At 61.7% G+C, this 26,212-nt stretch carries 24 protein-coding genes; 10 read left to right on the top strand and 14 right to left on the bottom strand.

Going from position 1 to position 26,212, the window contains the following annotated elements; all coding sequences use genetic code 11:
- Positions 1–16: 16 nt before the first annotated feature.
- The gene (locus CWO89_RS07585; protein WP_130578008.1) at positions 17–433 is read right to left on the bottom strand and encodes a DUF3775 domain-containing protein; all 417 of its coding nucleotides are present in this window, start codon (positions 431–433) and stop codon (positions 17–19) included.
- Between the two features lie 56 nt (positions 434–489).
- Here CWO89_RS07585 and CWO89_RS48795 point away from each other — a divergent pair, with 56 nt between their 5' ends.
- Positions 490–621 (top strand): hypothetical protein, encoded by a 132-nt coding sequence (locus CWO89_RS48795; protein ID WP_283813516.1) that lies wholly within the window; start codon positions 490–492, stop codon positions 619–621.
- A gap of 65 nt (positions 622–686) precedes the next feature.
- Positions 687–1,175 carry a CDP-archaeol synthase gene (locus CWO89_RS07580; protein ID WP_130578007.1) on the top strand — a complete coding sequence of 163 codons (489 nt, stop codon included), beginning with the start codon at positions 687–689 and terminating at the stop codon, positions 1,173–1,175.
- A 229-nt stretch (positions 1,176–1,404) separates the two neighbouring features.
- Here CWO89_RS07580 and CWO89_RS07575 read toward each other — a convergent pair whose 3' ends face one another.
- Complete coding sequence (locus CWO89_RS07575; RefSeq protein ID WP_130578006.1) at positions 1,405–1,893, bottom strand: hypothetical protein; 489 nt, start codon at positions 1,891–1,893, stop codon at positions 1,405–1,407.
- Between the two features lie 251 nt (positions 1,894–2,144).
- On the opposite strand from CWO89_RS07575, the gene CWO89_RS07570 reads away from it, so the two are divergent.
- Together CWO89_RS07570 and CWO89_RS07565 are read left to right on the top strand one after the other, a co-directional pair.
- Positions 2,145–2,849, top strand: coding sequence for a Crp/Fnr family transcriptional regulator (locus tag CWO89_RS07570; protein ID WP_165421045.1), 705 nt, complete (start codon positions 2,145–2,147; stop codon positions 2,847–2,849).
- 47 nt (positions 2,850–2,896) lie between these two features.
- Complete coding sequence (locus tag CWO89_RS07565; protein WP_130578004.1) at positions 2,897–3,238, top strand: hypothetical protein; 342 nt, start codon at positions 2,897–2,899, stop codon at positions 3,236–3,238.
- Positions 3,239–3,259: 21 nt separating this feature from the next.
- Here the strand turns inward: CWO89_RS07565 and blaBJP are convergent, their stop codons facing one another.
- The 5 genes from blaBJP to CWO89_RS07540 form a co-directional block, all read right to left on the bottom strand.
- Entirely contained in the window at positions 3,260–4,147 is an 888-nt protein-coding gene (gene blaBJP, locus CWO89_RS07560) for a BJP family subclass B3 metallo-beta-lactamase (protein ID WP_130578003.1), read from the bottom strand.
- A 140-nt stretch (positions 4,148–4,287) separates the two neighbouring features.
- On the bottom strand, positions 4,288–4,824 hold the full coding sequence (locus CWO89_RS07555) for a hypothetical protein (RefSeq protein ID WP_394565646.1): 537 nt from the start codon (positions 4,822–4,824) through the stop codon (positions 4,288–4,290).
- Positions 4,825–5,066: 242 nt separating this feature from the next.
- Positions 5,067–6,581, bottom strand: coding sequence for a L,D-transpeptidase family protein (locus tag CWO89_RS07550; protein ID WP_165421044.1), 1,515 nt, complete (start codon positions 6,579–6,581; stop codon positions 5,067–5,069).
- A 127-nt stretch (positions 6,582–6,708) separates the two neighbouring features.
- Positions 6,709–7,893, bottom strand: a complete 1,185-nt coding sequence (locus CWO89_RS47665) for a M15 family metallopeptidase domain-containing protein (protein WP_245475803.1) — start codon at positions 7,891–7,893, stop codon at positions 6,709–6,711.
- Between the two features lie 268 nt (positions 7,894–8,161).
- Positions 8,162–9,043, bottom strand: a complete 882-nt coding sequence (locus tag CWO89_RS07540; RefSeq protein WP_130578000.1) for a LysR substrate-binding domain-containing protein — start codon at positions 9,041–9,043, stop codon at positions 8,162–8,164.
- Positions 9,044–9,140: 97 nt separating this feature from the next.
- On the opposite strand from CWO89_RS07540, the gene CWO89_RS07535 reads away from it, so the two are divergent.
- Positions 9,141–10,088, top strand: a complete 948-nt coding sequence (locus CWO89_RS07535; RefSeq protein WP_130577999.1) for an AEC family transporter — start codon at positions 9,141–9,143, stop codon at positions 10,086–10,088.
- A gap of 278 nt (positions 10,089–10,366) precedes the next feature.
- Complete coding sequence (locus CWO89_RS07525) at positions 10,367–11,290, top strand: PLP-dependent cysteine synthase family protein (protein WP_130577998.1); 924 nt, start codon at positions 10,367–10,369, stop codon at positions 11,288–11,290.
- A 290-nt stretch (positions 11,291–11,580) separates the two neighbouring features.
- Here CWO89_RS07525 and CWO89_RS07520 read toward each other — a convergent pair whose 3' ends face one another.
- From CWO89_RS07520 to hpnN, 5 genes are all read right to left on the bottom strand, one after another.
- Complete coding sequence (locus CWO89_RS07520; protein ID WP_245475802.1) at positions 11,581–11,967, bottom strand: RidA family protein; 387 nt, start codon at positions 11,965–11,967, stop codon at positions 11,581–11,583.
- Between the two features lie 253 nt (positions 11,968–12,220).
- On the bottom strand, positions 12,221–13,414 hold the full coding sequence (locus CWO89_RS07515) for a serine hydrolase domain-containing protein (protein WP_245475801.1): 1,194 nt from the start codon (positions 13,412–13,414) through the stop codon (positions 12,221–12,223).
- Between the two features lie 77 nt (positions 13,415–13,491).
- On the bottom strand, positions 13,492–14,946 hold the full coding sequence (locus tag CWO89_RS07510; RefSeq protein WP_130577996.1) for a GntP family permease: 1,455 nt from the start codon (positions 14,944–14,946) through the stop codon (positions 13,492–13,494).
- Positions 14,947–14,950: 4 nt separating this feature from the next.
- Positions 14,951–15,970: a patatin-like phospholipase family protein gene (locus tag CWO89_RS07505; protein WP_130577995.1), complete on the bottom strand. Its 1,020-nt coding sequence runs from the start codon at positions 15,968–15,970 to the stop codon at positions 14,951–14,953.
- 613 nt (positions 15,971–16,583) lie between these two features.
- Complete coding sequence (gene hpnN / locus CWO89_RS07500; protein WP_130577994.1) at positions 16,584–19,211, bottom strand: hopanoid transporter HpnN; 2,628 nt, start codon at positions 19,209–19,211, stop codon at positions 16,584–16,586.
- 318 nt (positions 19,212–19,529) lie between these two features.
- Between hpnN and CWO89_RS07495 the strand changes: the two genes are divergently transcribed.
- The 3 genes from CWO89_RS07495 (at position 19,530) to CWO89_RS07485 (ending at position 22,626) form a co-directional block, all read left to right on the top strand.
- Positions 19,530–21,479 (top strand): PAS domain-containing sensor histidine kinase, encoded by a 1,950-nt coding sequence (locus CWO89_RS07495; RefSeq protein WP_130577993.1) that lies wholly within the window; start codon positions 19,530–19,532, stop codon positions 21,477–21,479.
- 69 nt (positions 21,480–21,548) lie between these two features.
- Positions 21,549–21,947, top strand: coding sequence for a response regulator transcription factor (locus tag CWO89_RS07490; RefSeq protein ID WP_207234422.1), 399 nt, complete (start codon positions 21,549–21,551; stop codon positions 21,945–21,947).
- A gap of 16 nt (positions 21,948–21,963) precedes the next feature.
- Positions 21,964–22,626 (top strand): response regulator transcription factor, encoded by a 663-nt coding sequence (locus tag CWO89_RS07485; protein WP_130577991.1) that lies wholly within the window; start codon positions 21,964–21,966, stop codon positions 22,624–22,626.
- A gap of 167 nt (positions 22,627–22,793) precedes the next feature.
- Here the strand turns inward: CWO89_RS07485 and CWO89_RS46860 are convergent, their stop codons facing one another.
- Positions 22,794–23,069 carry a hypothetical protein gene (locus CWO89_RS46860; protein WP_130577990.1) on the bottom strand — a complete coding sequence of 92 codons (276 nt, stop codon included), beginning with the start codon at positions 23,067–23,069 and terminating at the stop codon, positions 22,794–22,796.
- Between the two features lie 420 nt (positions 23,070–23,489).
- Complete coding sequence (locus CWO89_RS07475) at positions 23,490–24,293, bottom strand: helix-turn-helix domain-containing protein (protein ID WP_245475800.1); 804 nt, start codon at positions 24,291–24,293, stop codon at positions 23,490–23,492.
- A 535-nt stretch (positions 24,294–24,828) separates the two neighbouring features.
- Here CWO89_RS07475 and CWO89_RS07470 point away from each other — a divergent pair.
- Positions 24,829–26,196 carry an aminotransferase gene (locus tag CWO89_RS07470; protein ID WP_130577988.1) on the top strand — a complete coding sequence of 456 codons (1,368 nt, stop codon included), beginning with the start codon at positions 24,829–24,831 and terminating at the stop codon, positions 26,194–26,196.
- Positions 26,197–26,212 lie beyond the last annotated feature (16 nt).

Below are 26,212 nucleotides of genomic sequence, written 5' to 3'. Positions count from 1 at the left end.
TGAATCCCAACAGACCCTAGAGCGGCTGCTCAAACTCCTCCACGGAATGCCCGAACTGCGACAAGGCTTCTTCCAGATAGTCGCCGAGCAACGGCATTCCCAGAAGATATTCCGCCGTGCGCCTGTTGTGCGCGTGGGCGGCCTCCGCGCGAAGGTCGTCCCACTCGTCGAGTTCGCCGTCGCCGCGACCGAGCCACGTAAGCGTCACCAGGTCGACCTGTTCGTCCTCGTTCAGGCCACGGATGATCGCCGTCAGTTCGCCGCTGACGGGATCGTCGCGATGATCCTCGAGCACCGAAAGCATGGCATCGTCGCTCGCGTTGGAGGCGGGCTCCGGGTCGGTCACCGCGTCCTTGACGTCGAACTGCCGTGCCTTCGCGAGGATCGCCGCGACCTTCGCCGAGGAAATGGTAATTTGGGGAATTTCGTTCATGGCAGACCTCCTCGCTGAGACCGCCAACCTAGCCGTTCTGTGATGGTACTCCATTGATGCGGGTCAAACTCGGCGACGAAGCGCGGCGCAATGTCGCGAGAGGCCGTCAGTATGTCGACCGCCGCTTCGATGTCGCGGTGCTTGTTCGCAAGGCGATCGCGTCCTATCGTGGAGGCGCTGAAGGTTGAATTGGCAGGGGCGGCGCGTCTATCCTTTGTACCCGACCTGCCGTGCGCCGGCGCAGGATACTCAGATGGACCTTTGGCCAATCCTGCAATCGCTCGCGCTCTTGACCTTCGCGAACGGCACGCCGGTCATCGCAAAGAAAATATTCGGGTCTCGTTTGGCATTCCCTTTGGATGCCGGGGTGCTTTTCGTTGATGGACGCCCCTTGCTGGGCCAATCGAAGACGATCAGGGGTGTCGTCCTTTCCGTCGCTGTCACCGCGGCGGCTGCGCCGGTGCTTGGCGTGAGCGTTGCCACGGGTGCTCTGGTGGGATGCCTTGCCATGCTCGGCGACATCATCTCCAGCTTCATCAAACGTCGTCTCAAATTGCCGTCCAGCGCCCAGGCGGTTGGGCTGGACCAGATTCCGGAATCGCTTCTGCCGTTGGTGGTCTGTCAGAACGCGCTATCGCTGACATGGGTCGACATCATCATTTGTGCCGGCATTTTTCTGGTAGGGGAGCTGATGATCTCCCGCGTGCTGTACATGCTGCACATACGCGATCAGCCTTATTGAGGCGCGAGGTCGCCGACCCGCGAGCCATCGCGGGCTATGGCGTGATGCGATTTGGTTTCACCTCTCCCGCTTGCGGGAGAGGTCGCCGCGCTCTTGGCGCAGCGGGTGAGGGCTCTCTCCCCACGGATAGTCCCATCGCGGAGACACCCTCAACCCGGCCCTCTCCCGCAAGTGGGAGAGGGAGCACAGCGTTCATCGCGGATACGATCCGACCTCATCTCATCATGCTCTAGATGCCATCCCTGCCAATGACCTTGCGGCGCAATTGTTCGCAAAACTCTTCCAGCAACCGCTGGGTTTCTTCCATTGTCGCAAGCAGCCGGCTCGCCTGCGATCGATTGGCCGGATCGAATCGTGGGTCGTTCAATTTGCTTCTGAGCTGCTCGAGACGTTTCCGGCCGGCCAGTACTCGATCCTCCGTGAACTGAAGCTGCTCCAGGTCATGGCTCAGCTTGTTCGCCTCCTCGATCAGCAATTTGGTGATGGTGGACCGCTTCTCCGGCGTCAGGTCGTCGTCCGACAAAGCCTTCAGGAAGTGATCGATATTGGCGCGGACCACGAATCTGTCGGTCGGTGTCTCGTAAGCGCGATGCGCCTCGGAAATCCGTCGCTCGATGAATTCTCGCTCGGCATCGCTCAACTGGGTCTTCAGGAGCCGGCGGTATCGTTCGATATTCTGCGTATAGGTCAGGCGGGGATCGCTTGAATCCGACGACATCGACCGCTTTCCCCATTCCGCCATTACCGCCAAAATTATCGCGTACCAACTGAAAAAAGGCAGCCTCCTTGGTGGGCGAAAGTTTGATCAGGATCAAATTTGCGCGGCGCGTGTTCGCGGCCAGTTCCGGTTGCGCCAACGCCGGCGAACGTAGGTATTCTTTGACGGCGATCAAAAAAGAAACCCGGCAGATCGGTTAATCATCAGCAATGGAAAGAGGTGGACGACATATGCCGACTAACGCAACTCGCATGGCGGGACCCGCGATTCATGCGACCGATCCCTGGACGCCGGGTAATCCGAAGAAGCGTGTCCGGCATCAATTGTTGAGCAACGACGAGCGCGCACAGCTTGCAAAGATCGCTGCGATCGTTCGCTTCGAGAAAGGCGAGCGGATCTACAATCAAGGCGACCGCGCCGATGCGGTGTTCAACATCATAAGCGGGGTCGTCACCGCATATCGGATGCTTGCGGACGGACCGCCCGTCATGTCCTTTCTCTATCCCGGCGACCTCTTCGGTTTGACCGAGGAGGCGCGGTACACCAACACGGCCAGGGCCACGACCCCGGTCATCGCCTACAAGATGCCGCTGCAGTCGGTGCAGCGGATTCTGAGCAGCAGCGCCAATCTCGACGTGCAGGTCATTGTGAAGCTCTGCGACGAATTGCGTCAGGCGCAGCATCATGCGGTTCTCCTTGTCCAGAAAAGAGCGGTGAGGAGGCTCGCCATGTTCCTGGAGCTCCAGGAGCACCTGCAGATTGCGCGGAACGAGCCGATTTCGGAAATATATCTGCCGATGGATCGTTCGAGCATCGCCGACTATCTCGGGATTACCCTTCCGGCGCTCAGCCGCGCATTCCGTGCGCTCGTCGTGAAGAAGATCATAACCACGCGAGGTCGACACCACGTCAAGGTCGTTGACCGGGAGGCCTTCAAGAAGATGGCCGATGCGTGAGCCGTCGGAGGCTTCAATGAGCCGGGCCGGCGCCGCGCACAGCCGGCGTGCCCGATAATCCCGCTGATGTGACAGATCGTGAAGCCGCTATGCCTTGGGACGATGGCGGCTCGAACGCACTTCATCAGATGAAAGAGGGCGACAGGTTAATTGGAGTAAACGCGATGCGTGCTTTCTTGGCCTTGGGCCTGTTGATCAGCCTGTCTGCATCGGCCAGTGCGGCGACGATGCATCACCACTTCGAACCGCGACATATCATGGTTCCGCCTGGCCCGTTCTACGCCGTTCCGGGTTGGGCTTATGAAGCGCCTCGGCCGCCAGTGCACTACTACGACGACACGCCGAGCTACAACGATCCGTCCAAGTTTGGCGGCGGCACGGCGCTATAAATAGCCACTGGTTCACGGCGTCTAGTTGCTCTTCTGGAGCGCGGCCGTCTGCTTGGCGAGCTGTTTGTCGAAATCCTGTTCGAGGCCCGCCGCGTAGGTTGCGAGCTCGCCGGGCTTGACGAACGGGTTCGGCGCGCCGTCCTTCATTTGCGCGCGCTTCTGTTGCATGCCGTAGACTTCCGGATGCGGGCCGAGCAGCACGTCGATCTTCATCGCCTTGGCCCTGGCGAATGTCGACCGGTAGTCGTCGACGATACCGGGATGCGTCGGGTTGCCGACCAGCCTGTTGAGCGCGACGGTCCCGCTGCAGAAGAACAGCACATCGCGGTCCTGATCGCCGTCCTTGACTGTCATTTCCCAGCTCGTGCAGCCGGGTGAGTGGCCGGGCGTCGCGTGCGCCGTCAGCGTGGTGTCGCCGAGCGTGACCTTGTCGCCTTCCTTGACGGCGCGGTCCACCTTCACAGGCGGGAAGCCGATGTCGGTGTTCTTCTCATCGCCGGGATAGTATCCGCCTTCCAGCAAGGGCTTGTCGCGTTCGCCCGCAATGAGCTGCGCGCCAGTCTCCTTCTTGATCTCGGCAAAGCCGCCGGTGTGATCGAAATGCGCGTGCGTGTTCAGGATGTACTTGATGTCGCCGAGCTTGAACCCGAGTTTGGCGATGTTGTCCTTGATCATGCCGGTGGACTGCGGAAGTGCGGTGTCCATGAGGATCAGGCCCTGCGACGTCTTGATAATGTAGACGGCGATGCCGTCGGTGCCGACGTAGTAGATGTTGCCGATCAGTTGAAACGGCTCGAACGGCGTGGTCCATTTCTTGGTAACCTGCGCCAGGAAATCCTTGACGGTTTGCGCCTGCGCGCCGGTTGCGAACAGCGCCAGGGCGCACAGCGCGGCTGTGAGCGTCCTCATGATTGCCTCCCTTTTGTTTTTATGGTGCGCAATGTAAAGCATTGATGCGCGATTTGAGCGGCCAGCTCAAGCATGATCTCGCTCGAGCCGACGCTGTGAGACTGCGTCCCGGTTGTCCCGACGCCCTTGAAGCGTGCGCGTTAGCGACGAGCGCCGAAGGCAAACGGAGAAGCGCCGGGCAGCAAGGACGAATTGATGTCGCTGTCGATGCGCCCCGACTGTTGGGTGTAGCCCACGCCAAACGACAGGCTGAGATTCGACGCCGGCTGGATTTCGATGCCTGCATGCGCGCTATAGCCCGGCAACGTGCCGGACACGGAGTCGAAGGGAGCGAAGGGGCTGCCGATGCCGGTATTGTATTTCAAGGTGTCGAAGCCGGCATAGACCGTGAGGGGCAACCCGCCAGCGTTCTTGAAGCTGTAGCCGAACTGCACGCCCTCAGTATAGAGCGAGCCGAAATTGCCAAAGGCCGCATACTGGTTGATGCCGCTCAAGTCCATGGTGCCGCGTTCGCTGCCGACGAACCACCCGTTCGGGAAATTGTAGCGCGCATAGGAAAAGCGGCCGCCGCGAGCGTCACTGGCGTCAAAGCTCGGAAAGTTGCCGTATGCGTTCGAACTCTGGTCGACCGTCACATTGTCAAAGCCGAGTGGCCAGCCTGGAGTCCAATATGTCATGGGGGCAACTTGGCCGTGGGCCGTTTGTCCGCCCAGACAGAGCGCTGCTAAAGTGACCGCGAGACCCAATCTGCCTGAGAAAACTGACATTCCGCACTACCGCCAAGTGACCCTCAACTATACGCTCCGGATATCAAGAACGCCAGCGCGGCGCGGCCTGCTGTCGCATCATCAGATTTCGCCGCGATACGTCCGGTTTGGCGCTGCGCATGTGTGTCGTTACCAGTGCGAGAAGCACCGCCTCACCACGTGGAAAACGGTCCCGCGAACGGCCGGCCCCAGAAAAGCTGGCGATCGCGTACGCGCGCGGAGGGATACTCGCTCGCCGGAGCGCGTCGTCGCATCTTGATTCCTCCCTGCGGCTCGCCGCTCATGAGGACCACGAATTCCGTTCCTTTGCCGGTTTCGGAGCTCGGCCCCTCGTCGGTGATGATCAAAGACGAACGCGGCGTTATCCCGGCGATGCGATCCAGTACGTCCTGCGGAATGACAATCCGGTCGAGCGCGGCCGTTGCGCCGGCTGGTTCCGTCTTCTTTGGCTCAACCTCGCGAGCTTTGCGGCCGCGTGCCGGATCGTGAGGTTCAGCTGTGCCGTCGTGCGGACGGCTGCTCTCCAGTGAAACAACACTCCATCGCACGCCGGTGCCGCCGTCGGTCGGCTCCATGGCAGTGAAGACATGTGTGCCGATCGAACGATCGGGGTCCTGGATGGTGACCGGGCTGTCCAGGACGGGCTCAAATGCTCGCCGGACGTAAAGCCGCTGGGTCTTGCGGCTGATCAGCACCGATACCGGCTCGAGCTCGCGCGCCGCCTGGCGTGCGGCCTCGGCTGCCGCAATCCGCGCATTCTCCGCGGCGACGGCGGCTTCGCGCGCCGCCGTGACGGCATCGAGCTTCGGTTGCAGCTCCGCCTTTGCCGCAGTCCATTGTTCCTGCAACTCGGCAATGCGGGTGACCGCCTGCGCCTTGGTGCGCTCGGCCTGTTCTTTTGCCTCAGGCGAAGTGGCGGAGCCAAGCGCAGCCTCGGCGCTGGCCAATTGCATCTCGGCCCTGCGCTTCAGATTGTCCGCAACGCGCACCGGCATCGATGCCTGTGTTGATTCCCGGTAAGCCTTCGCGGAGGCGAGCCTCGCCTGATCCGCCTTTCTGGCCGCCTCATCGGCTTCTGCGCGACGGGTGGCGGCCAAAGCAACGACGCCCGGCTTCGGCTGGAGCAGAGCCGGATGGGCAATCTCGATCGGCGCCACATCCGTGGGTGCCACGATCACGCGCAAGCCGATCCGCGTGTCGTCGAACAGACGCGCTGCGAAATCAAAAGGCATCCGCACGCAGCCATGGGATGCGGCATAGCCGGGCAACGGGCCGCCATGGAGTGCGATGCCCGACCAGGTGATGCGTTGCATGTGCGGCATGTAGGCGTCGTCATACAGGTTGGAGTAGTGCTCCGCTTCCTTCTGGATAACGCTGAAGATCCCGGCGGGCGTTTCGCGTCCTCTCTGGCCGCTCGACACCGGCGCGCGCAGGATCCAGCCATTGGCGTCGTAAACGGTGATCCGCTGGTCCTGGAGCGCAACGATGGCCATGATCGGTTCGCCGGCGATGCGCGACTGGATGGATTCGACCGAGCGCTCACTCCGGCCGCCCCTGGCGTCCGCGGGGTCTCCGGCCGCGATCAGCGCGGCGAGAGCGGCGATGACAAGATACGCTGGCTGCCGCCGTGTCTGGTTGCGCTTCCGTTTCACAAAACAGGGAATCATGCGCATTCCATCTGCAGCACCAGCCGGCCCGATCCGAACCCGTATGGTTCTTGGGACATTCGAGCGGCGCAATTAAGGAATTTGGCAGAGCTTGCCCGCGTCGCGGGAGCGCATGCTTGAAATATGGTTAGATCGTTCTCCCCTTCGACGCTCTCGCGTTTTTTGTGCGTTTCGCCGCGCCGCGATCGTACCGCATAACCAGCCGGGTGCGCTTTTTCACATCCGCTTGCGCGTGGCGAACTTTCGTTCCGCCGTGGTGAGAAGCATATTCTTTGCCGTCGATCGGCGCCACATGCGGCGGATCTCGATCGAGATACGGTCGCCCGATGCCGAACTCCTTCCCGTGGGCGTCGACCCATTTCCAGAGGGTTTCAGTGGAAATCCATCGCTGCGCCCGTGTCGCGCCTTTGACGCTCACGATATCGGCCGCAAGCCCGTGGCCATAGCCGCCGCGCAAGCTTCCGCCATGGTACGACCTGTTGCTTGCCGCCTTCAGGCCGCTTGCGATCGATTGACGGTAGTCATCGCGGAACGCGCTGGTGATGCCGGGCGACAGCCCGGCTTGCTCGGCTGCGTAAAGCGCATGGAACAGTTTCAGCTTGAAGCCCCGGTCCATGCCTCCGATCACGTAGTCCATCATCGGCATGCCGGCTCTTTCCGCCGCCTTCGGATCCTTCCAGGTAAAGTCTGCATCGACGAGCCGGGTAAAGGTCCTGGTGACAGTCACCATTTTGCGCTTCTTCCGGACTGTCACTTTCCTCTGCTCATACACCTTGTTGGTGTCTTCCTTGGGCGTACGTTGGTAGAGCGCCCACAGGTATCGGTCGACGCAGATGTCCACGACCAGGCATTCGTCGAGAATTTCGATGCGGTTTGCGGCCTCCCTGCCGTCGTCGTTCAGGATCGGGTCAGGCGTGTTCGCTGTCGCCATCTGCATGGGCGGTGTTTCGGGCGGCACCATCTGCGACGCATCGGGCGGCGCAGCTTCGACGATCGGTTCCGCCTCAACCGAGGCCGCCGGCGCATCGGTAACGATCCCCTTCACCGACTCGACGGCCGCGGCCACATCTGCGGAAGCGACGACAGCGGCGGCTCCCGCTGCGGCTTCCTGCGCTGCATCCGCGAGCTCGGCGTTGGTCGAAAGATCGGCGTTGGTGGAAAGAGATGGTGCGGGATGATCCTCGATCGGCAGCGCGCCGGCGTTCTCGATGCTGGCCGAACCTAAGCCGCCGAGCGATGCAACGACCCAACCTGCGAGAACGATCGTTCCGCACAGCGCCGGCGCCACTGTCGCAAATTGCCGCGGGTTCATCCCGTAGCCTCCAAAGGGCTCCACTTGAGCCGAGTTACACAGCCAAGCATGCGACGGTGTTGATCTTTCGGATCAAGTTGTGGACGCACAATGGCGGAAAGTGCAGGTTGACACTTTTTCCTGGAACTGTTGCCCGGATGCAACGCGCTGCCGACGCGGCAAGCGATTTCGTCAGGTTGGCAGGCGGCAGAACGCCCCGCTTTCAGACAAATACAAATTGGATTGTAGTTAATCGAAGCGCGGGAAACGGCAGCAACGCACTCACCTGTTACGGGGCAACGGCCCGCGCTTCCGCAAGGAATGGCTGGAGTGCCGGATTGAGATTGCTTGGCCGCCAGGCGACTACGTGCTCGATGGTCGGTGCTTTTTCAAGCTTGCGGTGGACCAAATTCGCAATGCCGAACTGCCCCATGGATTGCGGCACCAGGGCAATGCCAAGGTTCTCCGCTACGAGATTCACGATTGTCTGCTGAAGTGCGACTTCGAGCCTGAACGTGGGCTCAAACCCGCCGGAACGACAATAGGCGGCGATCGCCTCGCGCAGCTTCGGTGCGACGTCGGTGGGGACAGCTATCAGGGGCTCGCCATTGAGTTGCTTGGCCCGGACGACCTCATGGTCGGCGAGAGGGTGGCTGACGTGCACCGCCAAGCACAGCCGCTCGCGATAAATCGTCTGCGTCTCGAGGCCGCGAATGGGGCCCGGGTTGAACATGATGGCTGCATCGAACTGCCCGGCCAGCACAGCATCGACCAAAGTGGCGGGAACGACCTCCCGCAATTCGACGCGCACTCCCGGGTGATTGGCCATGTAACGCCGCGCCAGCCCCGGCAGGACGGTGTAGGCCGCGTGCATCATGAAGCCGATGGAAAGCTCGCCCAATTCGCCGCGCTCGGCCAGACGCGCGTTACGACAGGCCTGGTCGAAGCTGATCAGCACCGCGCGTGCGTCTTCCAGGAAGCGCCGGCCGGCATGGGTCAGCGTCGCGCGCCGTGAGTGACGCTCGAACAGGCGGACCCCGAGTTCCTTTTCCAGGGCTGCGATCTGCCGGCTCAGCGGCGGTTGGCTGATGTGGAGGCGCTCGGCTGCGCGCCCGAAGTGGAGCGTCTCGGCCAAGGCCACGAAGTAACGCATCTGCCTGATATCGATCATGATGCCGAAAAGGTATGGATGGGGGCGTCAATCGGTATTGGATGATATCAGAACGGCCGGATAGAGCTAACCGGCAATTTTGAAGTCAGGCTCTCCGATGCTCTCGACCCTCACCACCGTCCTCCCCATTTTTGCGCTCATCTTCGCAGGCTGGCTCACTCGCCGGCTCGGCGTCCTCGGCTCCCACGCGTCGGCGGAACTGAACCGCTTCGTGGTGTATCTTGCGCTCCCGGCCCTGCTCTTTGACGTCATCGCGCACGCGCAATGGACCGACGTCTGGCAGCCGGGCTTCATCGCGGCATTCGGCATCGGCGCGGCGCTGGTTTTCTGCCTGACAATTGCCGTTCGTCTGCGCCGCCCGCGACACCTGGCCGATGCCGCGATCGACGGCCTGAATGCAGGCTACGCGAATGTTGGCTTTGTCGGTTTTCCGCTGGCGCTGGTGGCGCTTGGCCGCGACGCATTGGCCCCGACCCTCATCGCCACGATCATCACGGTCTGCATCCTGTTTGCGATCGCCATCGTGCTGATTGAGGCCGGCCTGCAAACCGAAAAGCGACGCAAGCACCTTCTCATCAAGGTGGGCGGCTCGCTGCTTCGCAATCCCTTGCTTGTCGCGCCTGCGCTGGGGGCGATCGTTCCGCTCGCCGGGCTCAGTGTTCCCGCCCCAGCAGAAAGTTTCCTGAAACTGTTGGGTGGCGCAGCCTCGCCCTGTGCGCTTGTTGCGCTCGGACTGTTCCTTGCAGCCAAGCGCGAGACCACGGAGCAGGACATCGGATCGGCAGCTCTCCTCGTCAGCTTCAAGCTTGTCCTGCAGCCGGCCGTCACCTGGGTCATGGCGACCGCCGTGTTCGGCCTGTCACCGCTGCTCACCCATGTTGCGGTTCTGCTGGCCGCTCTCCCGACCGGGACAGGCCCTTTCATGCTGGCGGAGTTCTACCAGCGCGAGGCTGATATCACTTCCAATGTCATCCTTGTTTCCACTGCTGCATCGGTTCTGACCGTGAGCGGGTATCTCGCTTGGGCCGCTAGGGTGTACTCATAACGGCGCAGATGTCGGCTTTTGACGGCTAAGCAGACATCTTCGGCTCGATGGGCGCATTGCCGGTTTTGACTCTTTGCGGACAATCTGGGCTATCGAAGTGCAAGCACCAGCAGGACGTGGTCACGCCGCCCTACCCACGTCGTTCGATCCGGTGCAACCAGCAGCGCCGCTATCTCCTCAGCGTCAAGGAACGTCAGGCTCCGCTTCACGTAACGCTTGTGCGGCATTGAGAGAATGCGCTGGCAATGATATCCGCAGCATAATCGGGAGATACCACAATGCTCGCTTCGGCCCTCGATCTTATCGGGCGTACGCCATTGGTTGCGCTGGATCGGGTGCATTCCGGACCAGGTCGGATAGTTGCCAAGGCGGAGTTCCTGCAACCTGGTGGAAGCGTGAAGGACCGCGCCGCCAAGGCAATCGTGCTGGCAGCGCGGGAAGATGGGAGACTTAAGCCCGGCATGCCCGTAGTCGAGATGACCAGCGGCAACATGGGTGCGGGCCTCGCCGTGGTGTGCGCCGCGCTCGGGCATCCTTTCATTGCAACTATGTCAGCCGGGAATAGCACCGCACGCGCGCGGATGATGGAGGGATTGGGGGCAAGGGTTGTACTCGTCCCCCAGGTCGATGGGACACCGGGACAGGTGACGGGAGCTGATGTCGCCGCCGCCGCCGATGTGGCAGCACAAATCGCCCGTGATGGCGGCGGGTACTATGTCGACCAATTCAATGCATCTGAAGGTATCGTCGCGCACGAGACCACCACCGGTCCCGAGATACTGGAACAGTTCGGCGGACCCGTGGACGGCTGGGTCGCGGCCGTTGGCACTGGCTGCACCTTCATCGGCGTTGCTCGGGCGCTGAAGGCTGCCAATCCAGCAACCTTGTGTGCGGCGGTCGAACCGGAAGGGAGCGAACCCTTAGCGGGGAAGAAGGTCGAAAAAGCGCGACATATCGTGCAGGGCACCGGCTACGGCCTAGTTCCACCGCATTGGGACACCGGACTTATGGACCTGAGCCTGACGGTAACGGACGCCGAGGTCGAGTATTGGCACCGTCAGCTTGCGGTCATGGAGGGACTTTACGTCGGCTACTCTGCTGCCGTCAATGTCTGCGCCGCAGCGAAGCTACTTAGATCTGGTCGATTGAAGGTCGATGCGACCGTTGCCACTGTGCTGTGCGATACCGGCCTAAAATACTGACGCCGCCATGTCCACAAGTCAGCTGCTCGCTCGCTTTCAGGCCTTGCCGATTATGCCGACTACTAACAGGACAATCATGAGCAATTTCAATCGACCCTTTCAAGGATTCGGCATAATCGAGCTTACGGCACAATGAACTGGTCCGCCTTACAGCTTCGCAGATGACTTTGCTCGGCTTGCTGACTGCTTCCGGACCCGAAGCTGACGGCTCGATGACTCAGAGCGAACGTACCATGTCACTTTAATAGAATGGCGCCCAGAGCTCCCGCTCCGTATGGTGGGTTACTCCGCTAAGGAGCGGCTGCTGCAATCGCCTCAATCTCGATCACGAACTCCGGCCGGACCAATCCGGCCACCATGATCAGCGTGGTCGTTGGCGGCGCACCCGGAAATCGCCGGTCGCGCGCCCGTCGGTAGCCCTCCATATGCTCGCGTGCTGTAACGTACACGCTCAGGCGGACGACGTTAGCCATTGTCATTCCGTCTTCCGCCAAGATGGCCTCAATGTTCTTGAAGCAGATTTCAGCCTGTCCCTCGCTATCCGCGGGAATCTTACCATCAAGCTCGATGCCAAGCTGGCCCGCTGTGATGGTAAGCCGGTGGCCCGCTGGCACGGAATACCCGTGGCTATATCGCGCCAAAGGGGGATGGATGGTTGAGGGGGATAGTGTGCGCACGACGGTGATTCCTGGTTTTGGGATCGGCGCGTCCAGAGGTACTCGACGCTGAGGCGTTATGCCAGCGCCCAGCATTCATACCAGGCACGACGGTCCGCTTCTGGCCCGACTCGGACCTCCGGCGATGTCCGCTTTCGCGCCGCTCTTGGTGGCATAGCAGACCTCAAGCGTGCCCTGATCCGCAGCTTCCCGATTTATGAGTACACGCCCCTAGTCGTAAGCATCGGGCAGCGCGACTGTGAGGCCATTCGTATCAGCCCTTGCGCGTCACCGCTTCGTACGCGAGCCGTTTGAACTCGACGACAAATGGATGCCCCATCTCACGCTGTGCCATGATCAAGCCTGCGGTATTCGTTTTAGGCGAAATCCACCATTGGGTGCCACCACGCCCGCCCCAAAAGAGCTCGCCTCCCGCGTCCGGATGGTCGAACGCGGAAGGCTCCAGGATCAGCGCTCCCGCGAGCCCGTGCCCCTTGCCTTGAAGTTCTCCATAACCAGCAAAGCGTAGCCACACACCCTCAGGTAGCTGGTTGCTCATCATCAGCTTGATCGTGTCCGGCTTCAGCAAAGTCGGACCACCCGGCAGCAGGCTTCGAATGAGCTTTACCATGTCCGGCAAGATCGAGACCAACCCACTGCCGCCGCTCTGCCTCGGGAAAGCACGCAGATAAGCCCCCGGATATGGCGCGTCATCTGCGCGAGTAAGTCCCGGCTTCCTGGGGTCGACCAGGTCGGCACCGGCATAATAGGCGACGAGGCGATCGCGATCCGACACCACAAATCCGGTGTCCGCCATGCCAAGCGGGCCCAGAATACGCGATTGAATGAACGCATCGAAGCGCTGGCCGCTGATCACTTCGACAAGACGTGCCAGGACGTCGGTGGCCACCGAGTATTCCCATGACGTTCCGGGATGAAAAACCAGCGGCAGCTCGGCCAATACGTCCATCATTTCCGCAAGCGTGGTCGCCGGATTGAGTACTTTTCGCTCCTTGTACGCATTAAAAATCAAGGTGCCCGGGTCAAGAAGACCGTAGCTCAGCCCCGAACTGTGACTCAACAGATGGCGAATGGTGATCGGCCTGACAGCAGGCTCGGTCTGGTCCAATGACGTCGCGCCGGGGCGCAGCACGCGACGGTCCGCGAGCTGCGGAATGAACCGCTCGATCGGATCATCCAGTTGGAAGCGGCCTTCTTCGAACAAGAGAAGCGCGGCGCAGGATGTGATCAGCTTTGTGTTGGAGAAGACGCGGAATATGTGGTCGACCCGCAATGGTATCTGAGCTTCCTTGTCGGCCCAGCCAATGCATTGCACGTCTACCAAATCTCTGCCGACGAGCACTGCGGAAGAGAATCCAGCAAGAAGATTCTCGTCAACGTACCGCTGCATGGCAGCGTGGGCAGTCCGAAAGTCGTACCCGGTGGCTGTGACTTTCATGTCTTCCATGATTTCACCTCTATGGAGCCTGCAGCCGCCTCGAACGCTTCTTCGACAGGATCAAGCAGTGCCGTCGCTTTGCGGCGTCAAAACGACCCGAACGCGGTGCCGATTGCGATCACAGCGGCGAGAGCGATAACGGAGCTCACGATGCCGACCATCACAATGTCGAGGTAGCTTTTGCGATGCGTCAGGCCGCAGATCGCGAGCAGGCTCACGACGGCGCCGTTGTGGGGCAGAATGTCCAGCGTTCCGGCACCGATCACTGCGACGCGATGTAGAATTCCGGGATCAATCCCCGCCTGCGCGGCAATGCCCATGTAGGTTTGACCGAGCGCATCGAGAGCGATCGTCAAGCCGCCGGAAGCCGACCCTGTCAACGCCGCAAGCATATTTGTGGCGACCGCAAGCGACACCAGCGGGCCGCCCTCTATGCCCAACACCCAATCCCGCACCATGTCGAAGGCGGGGAGGGAGGCAACGACGGCGCCGAAGCCCACGAGACTAGCGACGCTCAATGCGGGCAGGACGGACGCATTGGCCCCGGCATCCATGGTTTGCCGCAGTGCGGGCAGTCGCGTCCAGTTGCAGAGGATGACTGTCGCAATTGCGGCCGCCAACGCGACGATGACTGACCAGACGCCGGCAACGGCTGATAGCGAGGTGTTCCCCCAGCGCTGCTCGGCCAGGAAAGAAAAGTCGAGCCGCGGCAGGACGAGGAGCGACATCACGAGATTGACGACGACAACAACGATCAAGGGAAGCATGGCGTTGAAAACCGGCGCCGCCTCTTCGCTGTGGTGCCCGTGGCGGATCTCCGCCGGATCGAATTCCCGCGCGGTCGCAGCCCGCCCGCGCAATCGTTCATCCTCGGCTGCAGATTCGGGAGGTGGCGATGGGGTGTCGCCGTAGCCCTCATTTGCGCGTCGCGCTGCTTTCTCGGCGCGATGAAGCCACCATAGCCCGATGCCGAGCATGATCATCGACGCGATAATTCCGAGGCCCGGAGCGGCGAAGGGCGTCGTGCCGAAGAAGGGCATGGGGATGGCGTTCTGAATCGACGGTGTGCCAGGCATCGCCGACATGGTGAAAGTCGAGGTGCCGAGAATGACCGCGGCAGGCACGAGGCGATGCGGAATCGCCGCCTTGCGAAAAAGCGACTGGGCCATCGGAACGATCACGAAGAACGCGACGAAGAGGCTGACGCCGCCGTAAGTGACCAATGCGCCCGCGAGCACGACGGCAAGGATGACCCGGCGCTCGCCGAGAGCGCGGGTAATGAAGTTCGCGACCGCGACGACCGCACCGCTGTCGTCCATCAGCTTCCCGAAGACGGCGCCAAGCAGAAAGATCGGGAAGAATTGTGCGAGAAATTCCGCCGCGCTGCTCATGAACGTCTGCGTCCAGTTGGCGAGCAGCGGCTGACGATCGAAGGCTGCGGCGATCAGCGCGGCGATCGGCGCGAGCAGGAGGACACTCCAGCCGCGGAAAGCAAGCCAGATCAGCAGACCAAGCCCGACAAGAATGCCGAGAAGCCCCATGGCCTCAGCACTCCGTCAGCAAGATGTCGAGATCGGCAGTCGAACGCACGCCGAGATCGGCGCCGTGCGTGTCGAGGAATTCATTGGCGGCTCGCCGCCCTTCCTCACGCAGCTTGGATGTGAACGCCCATTCGGCGTTGAGCTTTGATGACGCGCCGAACGCCGCAAGCATGTCGCTCTTGATCCGGTGCGTCTTCATCTGTGCCCAACGGGCGCCCTCGCCAGTACCGGGGTCGGCGACCTGACGAAGAAGCGCGATCATCCGCAGTTCCTTCGCCAGCGGCGAATTGAACGAAATCTCGTTGAGGCGGTTGAGGATCTCAGCGGCGGTGCGTGGCTGCTCCGGTCGCTCGGTCGGGTTGATCTGCACGAGGATGGTGTCGCGCGCATCGGTCTCGCGAACAAGCGGCGTGATCGTAGGGTTGCCTGCGTAACCGCCGTCCCAATAGGGCTCGCCGTCGATCTCGATGGCGCGGAACATCGTTGGCAGGCAGGCCGACGCCAGCAGGACATCCGCATTTATCTCCGCATTGCGGAAGATCCGTCCGCGACCGGTCCGCACCCGCGTGGCGGTGACGAAGAGCTTTATGGGCGCGCGAGCAAGACGCTCGAAATCGATGGCCCCGGCCAGTATCTCTCGCAGTGGATTGAAGCCGAGCGGATTGAGGTCGTAGGGCGACAGCACCCGGGACATCAAATCGGTGAAGAGATAGGCGGGAGAGGTGTCGAGCGACCATCGTCCCATGAGATGGTCGAGCGGCGAGCGTTGCAGCGGACTGAATGCAGCGGCTCGCGAGACGCTCCGCCAATATTTGTCCAAGGCGTCGCGTGCCCCGGCAGCGCCGCCCTCCGTCCAGCCATCCGCCAGGACAGCGGCGTTCATCGCCCCGGCGGATGTCCCGGATATGCCCGCAATCTCAATCCAGGGCTCTTCAAGCAGCCGGTCGAGGACACCCCAGGTGAACGCACCATGCGAGCCTCCGCCCTGGAGGGCCAGGTCTATCAGCACCGGGCTTCGGTTCATGAGCCCTCACTTCCGCGGCGTACGGGAGGCTCACTATGTCTTAGGTAGCGGGAACATGCGAGACAAACTTGTGGTCGATGTTTCCAGACCGAATTCGGTTGGCTGCAGATCGGGCTCTGTCAGCACGCAACTTCGGTAGCGCAGTCCAAGGCCAGGCCGCGCTCGCCCCACGGGCGCTAGTTTGGCCCAGTCCATTTGCGCCATTGGGTCGGATGAATGTCGGCGTGCATTCCGCCCGAACGATCGACCCAGTTGGCTCCGTCCCTGCGGCAAGGAAAAGGAAGCGCACGGACCATGCCATCATAATTCAATGTACAGATTTCCAGATCCTCGTCAGAGGGAGCTGTTGAAGCGGATTGCCATTCGGCTGAAACGGAATGCATGGTCAACCTCCAGCAATGTTGCAGGCGAGCACGTCACCATTTTCGCTCGGTCACGATGGCCAGATGCAGCTTCGCCCCTTCAAGCAGCAGTCGCCCGATCCTCCGTCCGGCTGCGATATATGAACGTAGCATGACAGAGCCGACGTTGAATGTGAACCAGTTCGCTATAATGCAACCGAGCTTTCAGAAAAACCGTCGCAACTGATCCCTGGATCGGACCAGGGGAAGATTTATTCCGCCGGGCGAGGTAATGAATCGGCCGACGGCTGCGCCGAAGCCGCTCTGACCTGGCGCGGCGGTCCCATCAGGACCGGCTGGAACAGCACGGCGGCGGCCATTGTGCATAGCAGCGCGAGCGCCATCATCTTGCCCATGCTCGACATGCCCGGATAGCTCGATGCCCACATGCTTCCGAACGCCACCCCGGTGGTCATGGCGCTGAAGATCACCGCGCGCGTCAGGCTGGATTGTAGCAGGCCTGTCTGCCCTTCGCGCCAGGCCATGATGTAGTAGATCTTGAACGCGACGCCGACCCCTAGTAGCAAGGGCAAGGCGATGATGTTTGCAAAGTTCATCGCCGTGCCGGTCAGCGTGCAGATCTCCAGCGTGACTGCGCCGGCCAGCAGCAACGGTATCAGCGTCAACAGCACATCCGTGACACGGCGCAACGCGATCAGCAGCAGGATCGCGATGGCGCCAAGCGCTAGCGCGCCCGCTTCGATGAAAGCGTCGATGACTATCCTGCCCGATTGATAGAGGCTGATCGCGGGGCCGGTGGCCGAAGGCTCCGCGGCCATGACCGCCGTCGCGAAGCCACGCATGACGCTGTTATCCTGGGCATTGCCTTTCGGCAGCGCCTCAACGCGGGCCCTGCCGTCGGGCAACAGCCAGTCGCGAACAAGACTGGCCGGAAGGTTCTGGATGGTCACCGTTTGCGGATCGAGGCTGTTCCGCAACTGGTTGAGATCGTGGTTCAACGGCTGGACGAACGCCAATTCGGCGCTTGCTCGCGTTGCGGTGTCGGCTTGCGCCAGGCGCGTCAGCAAATCGGAAACGTGTCGCGCCGCCTCAGCGCCCGGGCCGGTCGCGGTGCCCGCGACTTTCGAGAGATGTTGCGCGGTCGAGCGGATGGCATCCACGGTGTCCTTGTCCGTCGGCGCCGGATCGCGCGGCGGATTGAGCGCGCCATGGAGGCGTGGGGCGGCGGCCTTGATGACGGCAATCTTCTGATCCTGATCATCAGGAACAAAGCTGTTGAGCGTCATGGTGCGCGAGACCTCGGGGAGCGCCGCCAGCCGCTTGGCGATGCCGTCAGCTTCGCTCAGCGATGATGCCAGCACTTCGGCATCGTCGCCAGAGGTCAGCGGATTGCCCTGCAACTCGCGATAGGTCACGACCGATGCGGCGTGCGGGTTTTGCAGGTTGATCGGGTTGAAATCAAACGGAAGGTGACGGAGCAGCGGCGTTCCGGCGAGGACCACAAGGATGGTGCCGGCGATCACCGCGATGCGATGCCGCTGCAGGAAATCATCCAGCGGCGCGAGGCTGCTGAAACCGACCGGCGCCAGTTCTCCTGGCGGTTTCAGCAGCGCCAGCATCGCCGGGACAAGCGTGATGCTGCAGAGGAAGGCAATCAACATTCCGCATCCGGCAATGAGACCCAGTTCGAACAGGCCGCGATAGCTGGTCGGCAGGAACGAGAAGAACGCCACCGCGGTGGCCGCAGCAGCCAGCGAGAGAGGGGCTCCCACCTTGCGCGCGGCCCGTCGCAGCGATTCCCGCAGATCGCCGCACTCATGCCGTGCGGAGCGGTAACGGACGCTGAACTGGATGCCAAAGTCCACGCCCAGCCCGACAAACAGGACGAAGAATGCAATCGAGATCAGGTTGAACGCCCCGACCATGACGATGCCAAGTGCAGCGGTGACGGCGAGGCCAACGATCACGCTGAAAAACACCGCGGTGACGATCTTCCACGAACGCAGCGCCAGCCACAATATGATCAGCGTTCCGAACAAGGCCGTCAACGTGTCGCGCAGCGCGCTTTGCCGGATCACCGAGAACTGGTCGTCGTTCATGGGCACCGTGCCGGTGAGCTGCACGTTGGCGCCGAACTTCTCGCCCAGTTTCAAATCGGCTGCGGCACGACGGATTCCGTCCGTCGCCTTGCGGCCCGGCTGCAACGCGGAGAAATCCAGGATCGGCTCGACCTCGATGAAGTGGCGCAATTGGTCCGCCTGCGGCTCAGAGCCCTGCACCAGCGCCCGCCACGAAAATGTCGCCGGCTCGCCGGCCAGCACGTCACTCAGGGTCTTGTCGGCAAGCGAGAGCGGCCACGTGAGCTGGTCAAGCTTGATGTCTCCGCCCTCGACGCCGTCGAGCGCATAGCCGAGCGCTTTCGCCACGCCGCGCAGGGTCGGATCGGCCGCCAGCGAGCCGATCAGAAAGTCGGCGCTCGACAATCCCGTGATCGACTTCTTGACGCTGGGCAGCGGTTCGAACAGGAGCCCGTTGCGCTGAAAGAACTCGCCTCCGTCCGGCTGGACAACCGCGCGGAACAAATCCGGATGCTTGGCGAGTTCCTGCGTCAGCGCGCTTGTCGCCGCTTCAGCGTTTTCCGGCGTCGGTGCCGAGACCACCACCAGGATTCCCTTGTCCGGAAATGCCTCGGAAAATGCCGACTGACGCTGACGCCAGGCAAGGTTGTTCGAGATCAGGTTGTCCGTGTCTGTCGTGATCGCGAAGCGCGTGACGTCATAGGCGAGAGCTGCGACCGCGAGCAGGATTCCGATGATGAGAACCCACCAGCGCCGCTGCGCACAAAAATCCACGACTCCGACGATTGCTGATTTCAACATGATGAATCGGCTTTCCCAACGCGCGTATCGCCCTCGGTCACGAACTACGCGTCAATGCTGGATTGATCTTTGGCAGAAACTCGTTCGTGAAATGGTGCGGCTTCGGGCGAAGCGTGTACTGAAGGTTGCGCGGCCAACTGAAATCCTGTCTTCCGAGGTTCGCATGAGCGTTTCAAATTCGCACGGTGCCCGCGGATGCGGCTCGAGCTCCCAGGTACAGACAAAACAGGGGAACGAGAATTCAAACCTAGGTATGATCATTCTTGCGGCCAGACACGATAAAAGTCGGCTCTGGAACGCGGCCTGATGAGGGATGACATGGCGGCCAACACTGGTCCAAAGCAGGGTAGTTTCAAGGCGATCCGCAGCCGGAGAGGGCAGTTCGCACTTGCCGCGGCTGTCGTTGCGTCGGCGCTGATTTTCCTGGCGGATGCGTTGAGCCCGATCGATGGCGCCGTCGCGGTCCTGTACACGGGCGTGGTGCTGACGCTAGCGCCGCTCGGCCGCAGGTTCGTGATCGGCAGCGGCTGTGTCACGGCCGTGCTCACGACGATCGCGTTCCTTATCGGGCATGCGGACGATCCCCTCGGAGGGGCGCACCTGCGCTACGCCGTCAGTCTCGTCGCTATCGCGATCACGGTGCTGCTGTCGCTCAGGGACAGGTCCGCGAGAACCACCTTGGCTGAGCAGGCAAGGATTCTCGAACTCTCGCACGACACCGTCGTCGTTCGGGACCGATCAGACATCATCCGGTACTGGAATGAAGGCGCAGAGAGGCTCTATGGCTGGACGCGTGGCGAGGCGCTGGGCAGGCGCTGCAGCGACCTCCTCGAGCCGATCGTTTCGGCAGAGGAAGTAAATGCCTCTCTTGAGCAGAATGGAACCTGGTCGGGCGAAATCATCCGAACGCGGCGAGATGGCACGCGGCTCATTCTGGCCAGCCGCTGGCTCGAGCGACGAGATCCGGACGGTCGACCCGTCGGCATCATCGAGACCAGCGCCGATCTGACCGAGAGCCGCCGTGCCCTGGCGGAAAGACGGAGCTCCGAGCAGCGTTACAGCACCATCTTCAACTCGGCGGGTTTTGCCGCCCTGGAATGCGACTTGAGCAAGGCCATGCGGCTGATTTTGGACAGCAAAGCGCCGGACCAAGACTGCAAATCGTGGTTATTGTCGAATCCGCAGATTTCGCGCGCGGCGGCCAACGAAATCGGGATTTACAACGCCAATAGCGCCGCGCTCGCAATGTTTGAAGCCGATACGGTGGCCGATCTGGCCGATAGCAATGTCATGCTTGGACAATTGCCGGATTCCGAACCGGCCCTCGCGCACATCTTTGCTTTGCTGGCCGCCGGTTCTTCGCTTGCGGAGATCGAGACGCGGTGCGCCACCCTGCACGGGCGCATCATCGATGCGGTACTGCGCGTATCCGTCCTGCCGGACGGACAGGACTGGTCCAGGGTGCTGCTCATGGCCTTCGATGTCACCGAGCGAAACGAAGCTCGGGCGAAGATCGAGCAGACCTCCGTCGAACTCGCTCACTCCGGGCGCGTGGCCCTGCTGGGCCAGCTTGCGGGTTCGATCGTGCATGAGGTCAACCAGCCCCTTGCGGCCATCATCAACTACGGCAAATCGGGCAAGCGTTGGCTTACCCGGCCCGATCCCAACCTCACGGAGGTGAGCGACTGCCTGGACAAGATCGTCTCGAACGGCAACCGCGCCGCGGAGGTGGTTGGAAGGGTGCGCGCGCTCGCCAAGAAGACCGCGCCACAGGTCAGCTCCGTCGATATGGGCGCCCTTGTCCAGGATGCGGTTTCCCTGCTGGCGCGGGAAACGCGCGCCGCGGCGGCGACCATCCGCGTCGAGGAAGCCAATATCGGGGGCCCGATCGTCTGTGACCGGGTGCAGGTGCAGCAGGTTATCGTGAACCTCTTGATGAACGCGCTCCATGCTACCAGGGGAATCGCCGACCGCCCGCACGAGATCCGTGTCAAGATCGACGGCACTGCCGAGAATTTCATCAAAGTGGCCGTCGAGGACAGCGGCACCGGGATCGAGGGCAACCCTGAGCGTATCTTTGAGCCGTTTTTCACCACCAAGTCCGATGGAATGGGCCTTGGGCTATCCATTTGCAGGACGATCATAGAAGGGCAGGGAGGGCGCGTTTCGGCCTCCAACAATGACGGATGGGGGGCAACCGTGGGGTTCACGCTCCCATTGAACATCCCGGCGGAGGCGCGTTGGTCGAAACCTAATATCTTGATATGATGGGAAAATGGACAGAATCCGGTCATACCGACGGAAACACCGGGCGAATTGCCCGGGAGGAGCTGTCTAGTGCCACAAGGATCCACGATCTGCATCGTTGACGATGACGACGACGTGCGGGAAAGCATATCGAGCTTTTTTCGCTCGGTAGGCCTGCGCGTGGAGAGTTTTGGCGCGGCCGAGAACTTCCTGGAGTCGTCCTCGGTCGCGAACGTCGATTGCGTCATCACCGATTTGCACATGCCGGGGATGGATGGTCTCGGCCTGCACCGGGAACTGCGGCGCCGGGGAGTAGGCGTCCCCGTGATCGTCATGACGGCCTATTCGACGCCGGAAGCGCGCGCCGAGGCAAAGAGCCTCGGAGCCGCGGCTTTCGTTGACAAGCCCGTCGATCCCGAGATTCTGCTCCACGATGTGGAAGCAATCCTGGGCGACCCTTCGCAAGGACCTCCCCCGACATTCCAATGACCCGGTCCTGGACAGCATGAGTGCATCACAGAGCTCGATCAGCACCGCCCTCATTTGCGTCGTCGACGACGACACCGACGTGCGCAATTCGCTCAGCAGCCTGCTGCGTGCCGTTGGCTACTCCGTCGAGACGTTCGCGGGGCCCAGCGAGTTCCTGGCATCCGATGCCATCAACTCCGCGTCCTGCCTGATCCTGGATATCCGGTTGGGAGAAGCCGACGGGCTCGAGTTTCAGGAGGAACTGGTTGAGAGCGATGCCTCCATTCCGGTGATCCTGATCAGCGGATACGGCGACATACCAATGACCGTCCGCGCCATGAAGGCCGGCGCGGTCAATTTCCTTCCCAAGCCGTTCGAAGAGGAGGCGCTTCTCGCGGCCGTCGAAGAGGCCGTCTCCCGCGATCAGCGGCGGCGCGCGGAAGCGCGGCGGGACGAAGACATCCGGCTGCGTTACGATTCTCTTACGCCCCGGGAACGGGAAGTCATGGGTCTTGTCACGGCAGGACTGATGAACAAGCAGGTCGCCTGGCGTCTGTCGCTGAGCGAGATCACGGTGAAAATTCACCGCGGCAACATGATGCGCAAGATGCAGGCCAAATCGCTCGCCGAGCTCGTGCGCATGGCCGATTTGCTTGGCGTTCGGCAGGCGTTGGCGGGTCAGCAGCCCGCCCGGGATTAGCTAGAGCGTTTTCGAGCAAAGCATGCCCTCGGACTTGATCCGAGGGTGGACACCGGTTCGCGTGAAGAAAACGCGTATTCTATCGCACGACTTTGGCCTTGAAGTAGGTACCTGAGATATCGCCCCATCGTCGTCTTCGATCAGCGGGCATCTTTCACTGCTCTAGTCTAAGCGATGCGAACCTGTGCCGCATCCGGTCTTCTGCTGACGACGCGATCATATTGCCGTTGCAGGATCGCCTTCGAGCAGCGCCCTGATTCCAGGGAAACCAAACTGCTTCGGCTTGCCAGTGAATTCAGGGGAGCTTGACGGATGTGGCGCAGGGCAGCGTCATCCGTCCTTTCGATTCCAAACGAGTGAGACGATGCGGGCAGCCACGAGACCAGGATAACCACGAGGCGCCTGATAATGAAGTTTTTCAATCGACGGTTCATGGCTTCCACGCTCCCGATCACCGGGTCACTGCAATGCTTCGATGCAGTGTTTTACGAAGGGCGCGGGATATCGTCGATTATACTGGTTGGTTAAGTCGTGCGGTGCTCGCGACATGCGCAGGTCGTACCCAGTTAACACCAAGGTTTAATGTCCAGGCGCCGCGGCTTGGCTATTTCTATTCCAGAGATGCGATGAAAGGGCAGGTCAGCAGCGACGCGCGGCCAAGATTGCGCGGCGCTGTCGTGGCTATGGATTTTTTCGTGCACGATGCGGCTGCTTGGCCATGGCGTCATGCAATCGAGAGGCCGGCACCGAAAATGCGTAGGGTGGGCAAAGCGAAGCGTGCCCACCACCACGAGCAAAGCACTAGACGGTGGGCACGCTTCGCTTTGCCCACCCTACAGGTCGGCACCATCGCCACGGGCTCGTCAGATCGGCCGAGGTCCCTCGACGGTTCGCTCGTCCGCGCCGATTCTCCTGTATGACGGCAGCAGCGGCTCTGCCGGCCTGCCTTCCCTCCACTTCAAGGGTGTTTGTCCTACGATACGCTTGAAGACGGTGGTGAAGTGCGCCTGGGTGCTGAACCCGACGCTCAGTGCGATGTCGACGATCGACTTGTCGGTCGTTCGCAGCATGTCCTGCGCAGCCGAGACACGCTGCTTCAGCAGATATTGATGCGGCGTCAGTCCGGTTGCGCGGAAGAACAGCGCGGCAAAATGCATCCGGCTCAGCCGGGCTGCCCCGGCCATGTCTGCCAACGTCACTTTCTCATCGAGATGCGCGGCCACGTACTCGACGACGCGCTTGAGGCGCCACTTTGACAACCCGCCGTCCTGATGGGTCTGCGCAGGCGAGGCCGGTTTCGTATCGGCGCTGATCATCCTCGCCACCGTGACGAGCCTGATGGCGTCCGCGTAGATTCCTCCGAACTCTGACTGATCCCGCTCCGCCGCGGCGAGCGCCTCGGAGAGCCTGCGCACCACGGGATCCTGGTCCATTTGCGCTTCCGGGATCTCCCGGATTGCCTTGCCAAGGAGACTGTCGAAGCTCGGTGACGCCTCCACATCCCCTCCCACTGCCGCGATATGCAGAGCGCGCTCGGTCTCAGGCGCTCCTGCATTCGGCACAACGCGTACAGAAACGCCGAGATGCTTGAGATCGATGCCAATGACCGGAGTATCCGGCCGTGCTGCACTTGGCGAACGGTTATCCAGAAGTTCGGCAGCAGACATCGATACGGATCGCTCTCGGAGGAGCAGGGCGGGATGGCACGACATATCTGGCCTCCTGAAATCTCAAGCTCGACTGGCGTCGACTATCGGATGGCTAACAATATGGACCGCTTTGCCTGTTGATGGTGTCATACATTGGTATGGATCATCAGAAGTAACGAGTACGTAATCGGCAGGGTCTTCACGAAGATCTGACGGACGTCATCGTCCCGGTCATCAATTGCAATACGGCAATTCGAAAATTCGAGCGGCGATGTCATACGGAAGCATTTTAGCAAAACGCGCGACGCCGCCGCCGCAATCACGAGCGCATCGTTCGACCTATCGGGACGTTGAACGCTACTTCCGAGATATCGCAAACGCCGCGATCGTTGCGGCATCGATCGCGGCCGTGCACCCCGCGGCTTTGCCGTCTGGTGCCTGTTGGTCACCAGCGCCACTCATTTTGGCATCTCCCGCATCTGCATCAGCGGTTGAATGATCGAGCCCGATGATGCCGCCCAGTTTGGCTCCGCCGGCGGCGTCGGAGAGAAAAATGCTGGATACAGGAACGACCGACGATTGGCAGGCCCTCGATGGGGCGCATCACGTCCATTCCTTCACCGATCCCGCGCTGATCGCCAGCGGCAAGACCCGTGTCGTGGTGCGTGGCGAAGGCTGTCAGATCTGGGACAGCGACGGCCGCCGCTTCCTGGACGGCATGGCCGGCCTGTGGTGCGTGAATGTCGGTTACGGCCGGCAGGAGCTGATCGATGCCGTAACCCGGCAGATGGCCGAGCTGCCATTCTACAGCAACCATTTCCAGAGCACGACGCCGGCCATGACGGCGCTCGCGCATCGGCTGTCGACGCTGACCCCTGAGGGGCTCGATCATTTTCTCTTCACCAGCTCCGGCTCCGAAGCCAACGATACCGTCGTCCGCATGGTGCGCTATTTCTGGAAGCTGCAGGGCGCTCCCCGCAAGCGCATCTTCATCAGCCGGACGATGGCCTATCATGGCAGCACGCTGGCCGCCGCCAGCCTGTGCGGACTGCCGCATATGCACGCCATGGATGGTGGCACGCTGCCGGATTTCGCGCATATCGTGCATCCGCACTGGTACGGCCTCGGCGGCACCCTGGGAAAGGACGAATTCGGTTTGCAGGCGGCGCAGGCCCTGGAGCAGCGCATCCTCGAGCTCGGCCCAGAGAATGTCGCGGCCTTCATCGGAGAGCCGGTGCAGGGTGCAGGTGGCGTGATCGACCCGCCATCGACCTATTGGCCGGAAATCCAGTGGATTTGCCGCAAATACGATGTGCTGCTGGTCGCCGATGAGGTGATCTGCGGCTTCGGGCGCACCGGCTCCTGGTTCGGAGCGCAGACCTTCGGCATCACGCCGGACGTGATGACGATGGCCAAGGGACTGTCGTCGGGCTATCTGCCGATCGCCGCGGTCGCGATGAACCGTCGCGTGTTCGAGACCATCAGCGGCGGCGGGCATCTCGCGCACGGCTACACCTATTCCGGCCATCCCGTCGCCAGCGCGGTGGCGCTTGCGAATATCGACATCATCGCCCGCGAAGGCCTGGTCGATCGGGTCCGCGAGGACATCGGCCCCTATCTTCACGAGACCTTGGCGAGGCTCACCGACAGCCCGATCGTCGGCGAGAAACGCGGTATCGGCGCGCTGGCGGCCTTGCAACTGATCAAGAACAAGGCGACACGGGAACCATTCACGGTCGAAGAAGGCGCCGGCATCTTCTGCCGCGAGGCCTGCTATGCCCGCGGCCTCATCGTCCGCGCCGTTGGCCAATCCATCGTGCTGAGCCCATCGCTGGTCATCACCCATGCCGAAATCGACGAGCTTGCCGAGAAGCTGGCTGACGCACTCGAGGAGATGGTGCGTCATTTCCGCCTGTTATGATTGTTGCAACGTGATT

Origin of the sequence: Bradyrhizobium sp. Leo170 (assembly GCF_004296405.1) — a bacterium.
Classification (GTDB): domain Bacteria; phylum Pseudomonadota; class Alphaproteobacteria; order Rhizobiales; family Xanthobacteraceae; genus Bradyrhizobium.
Note: the sequence above shows the minus strand (reverse complement) of the source record. Positions and strands in the feature narration are given on the sequence as shown.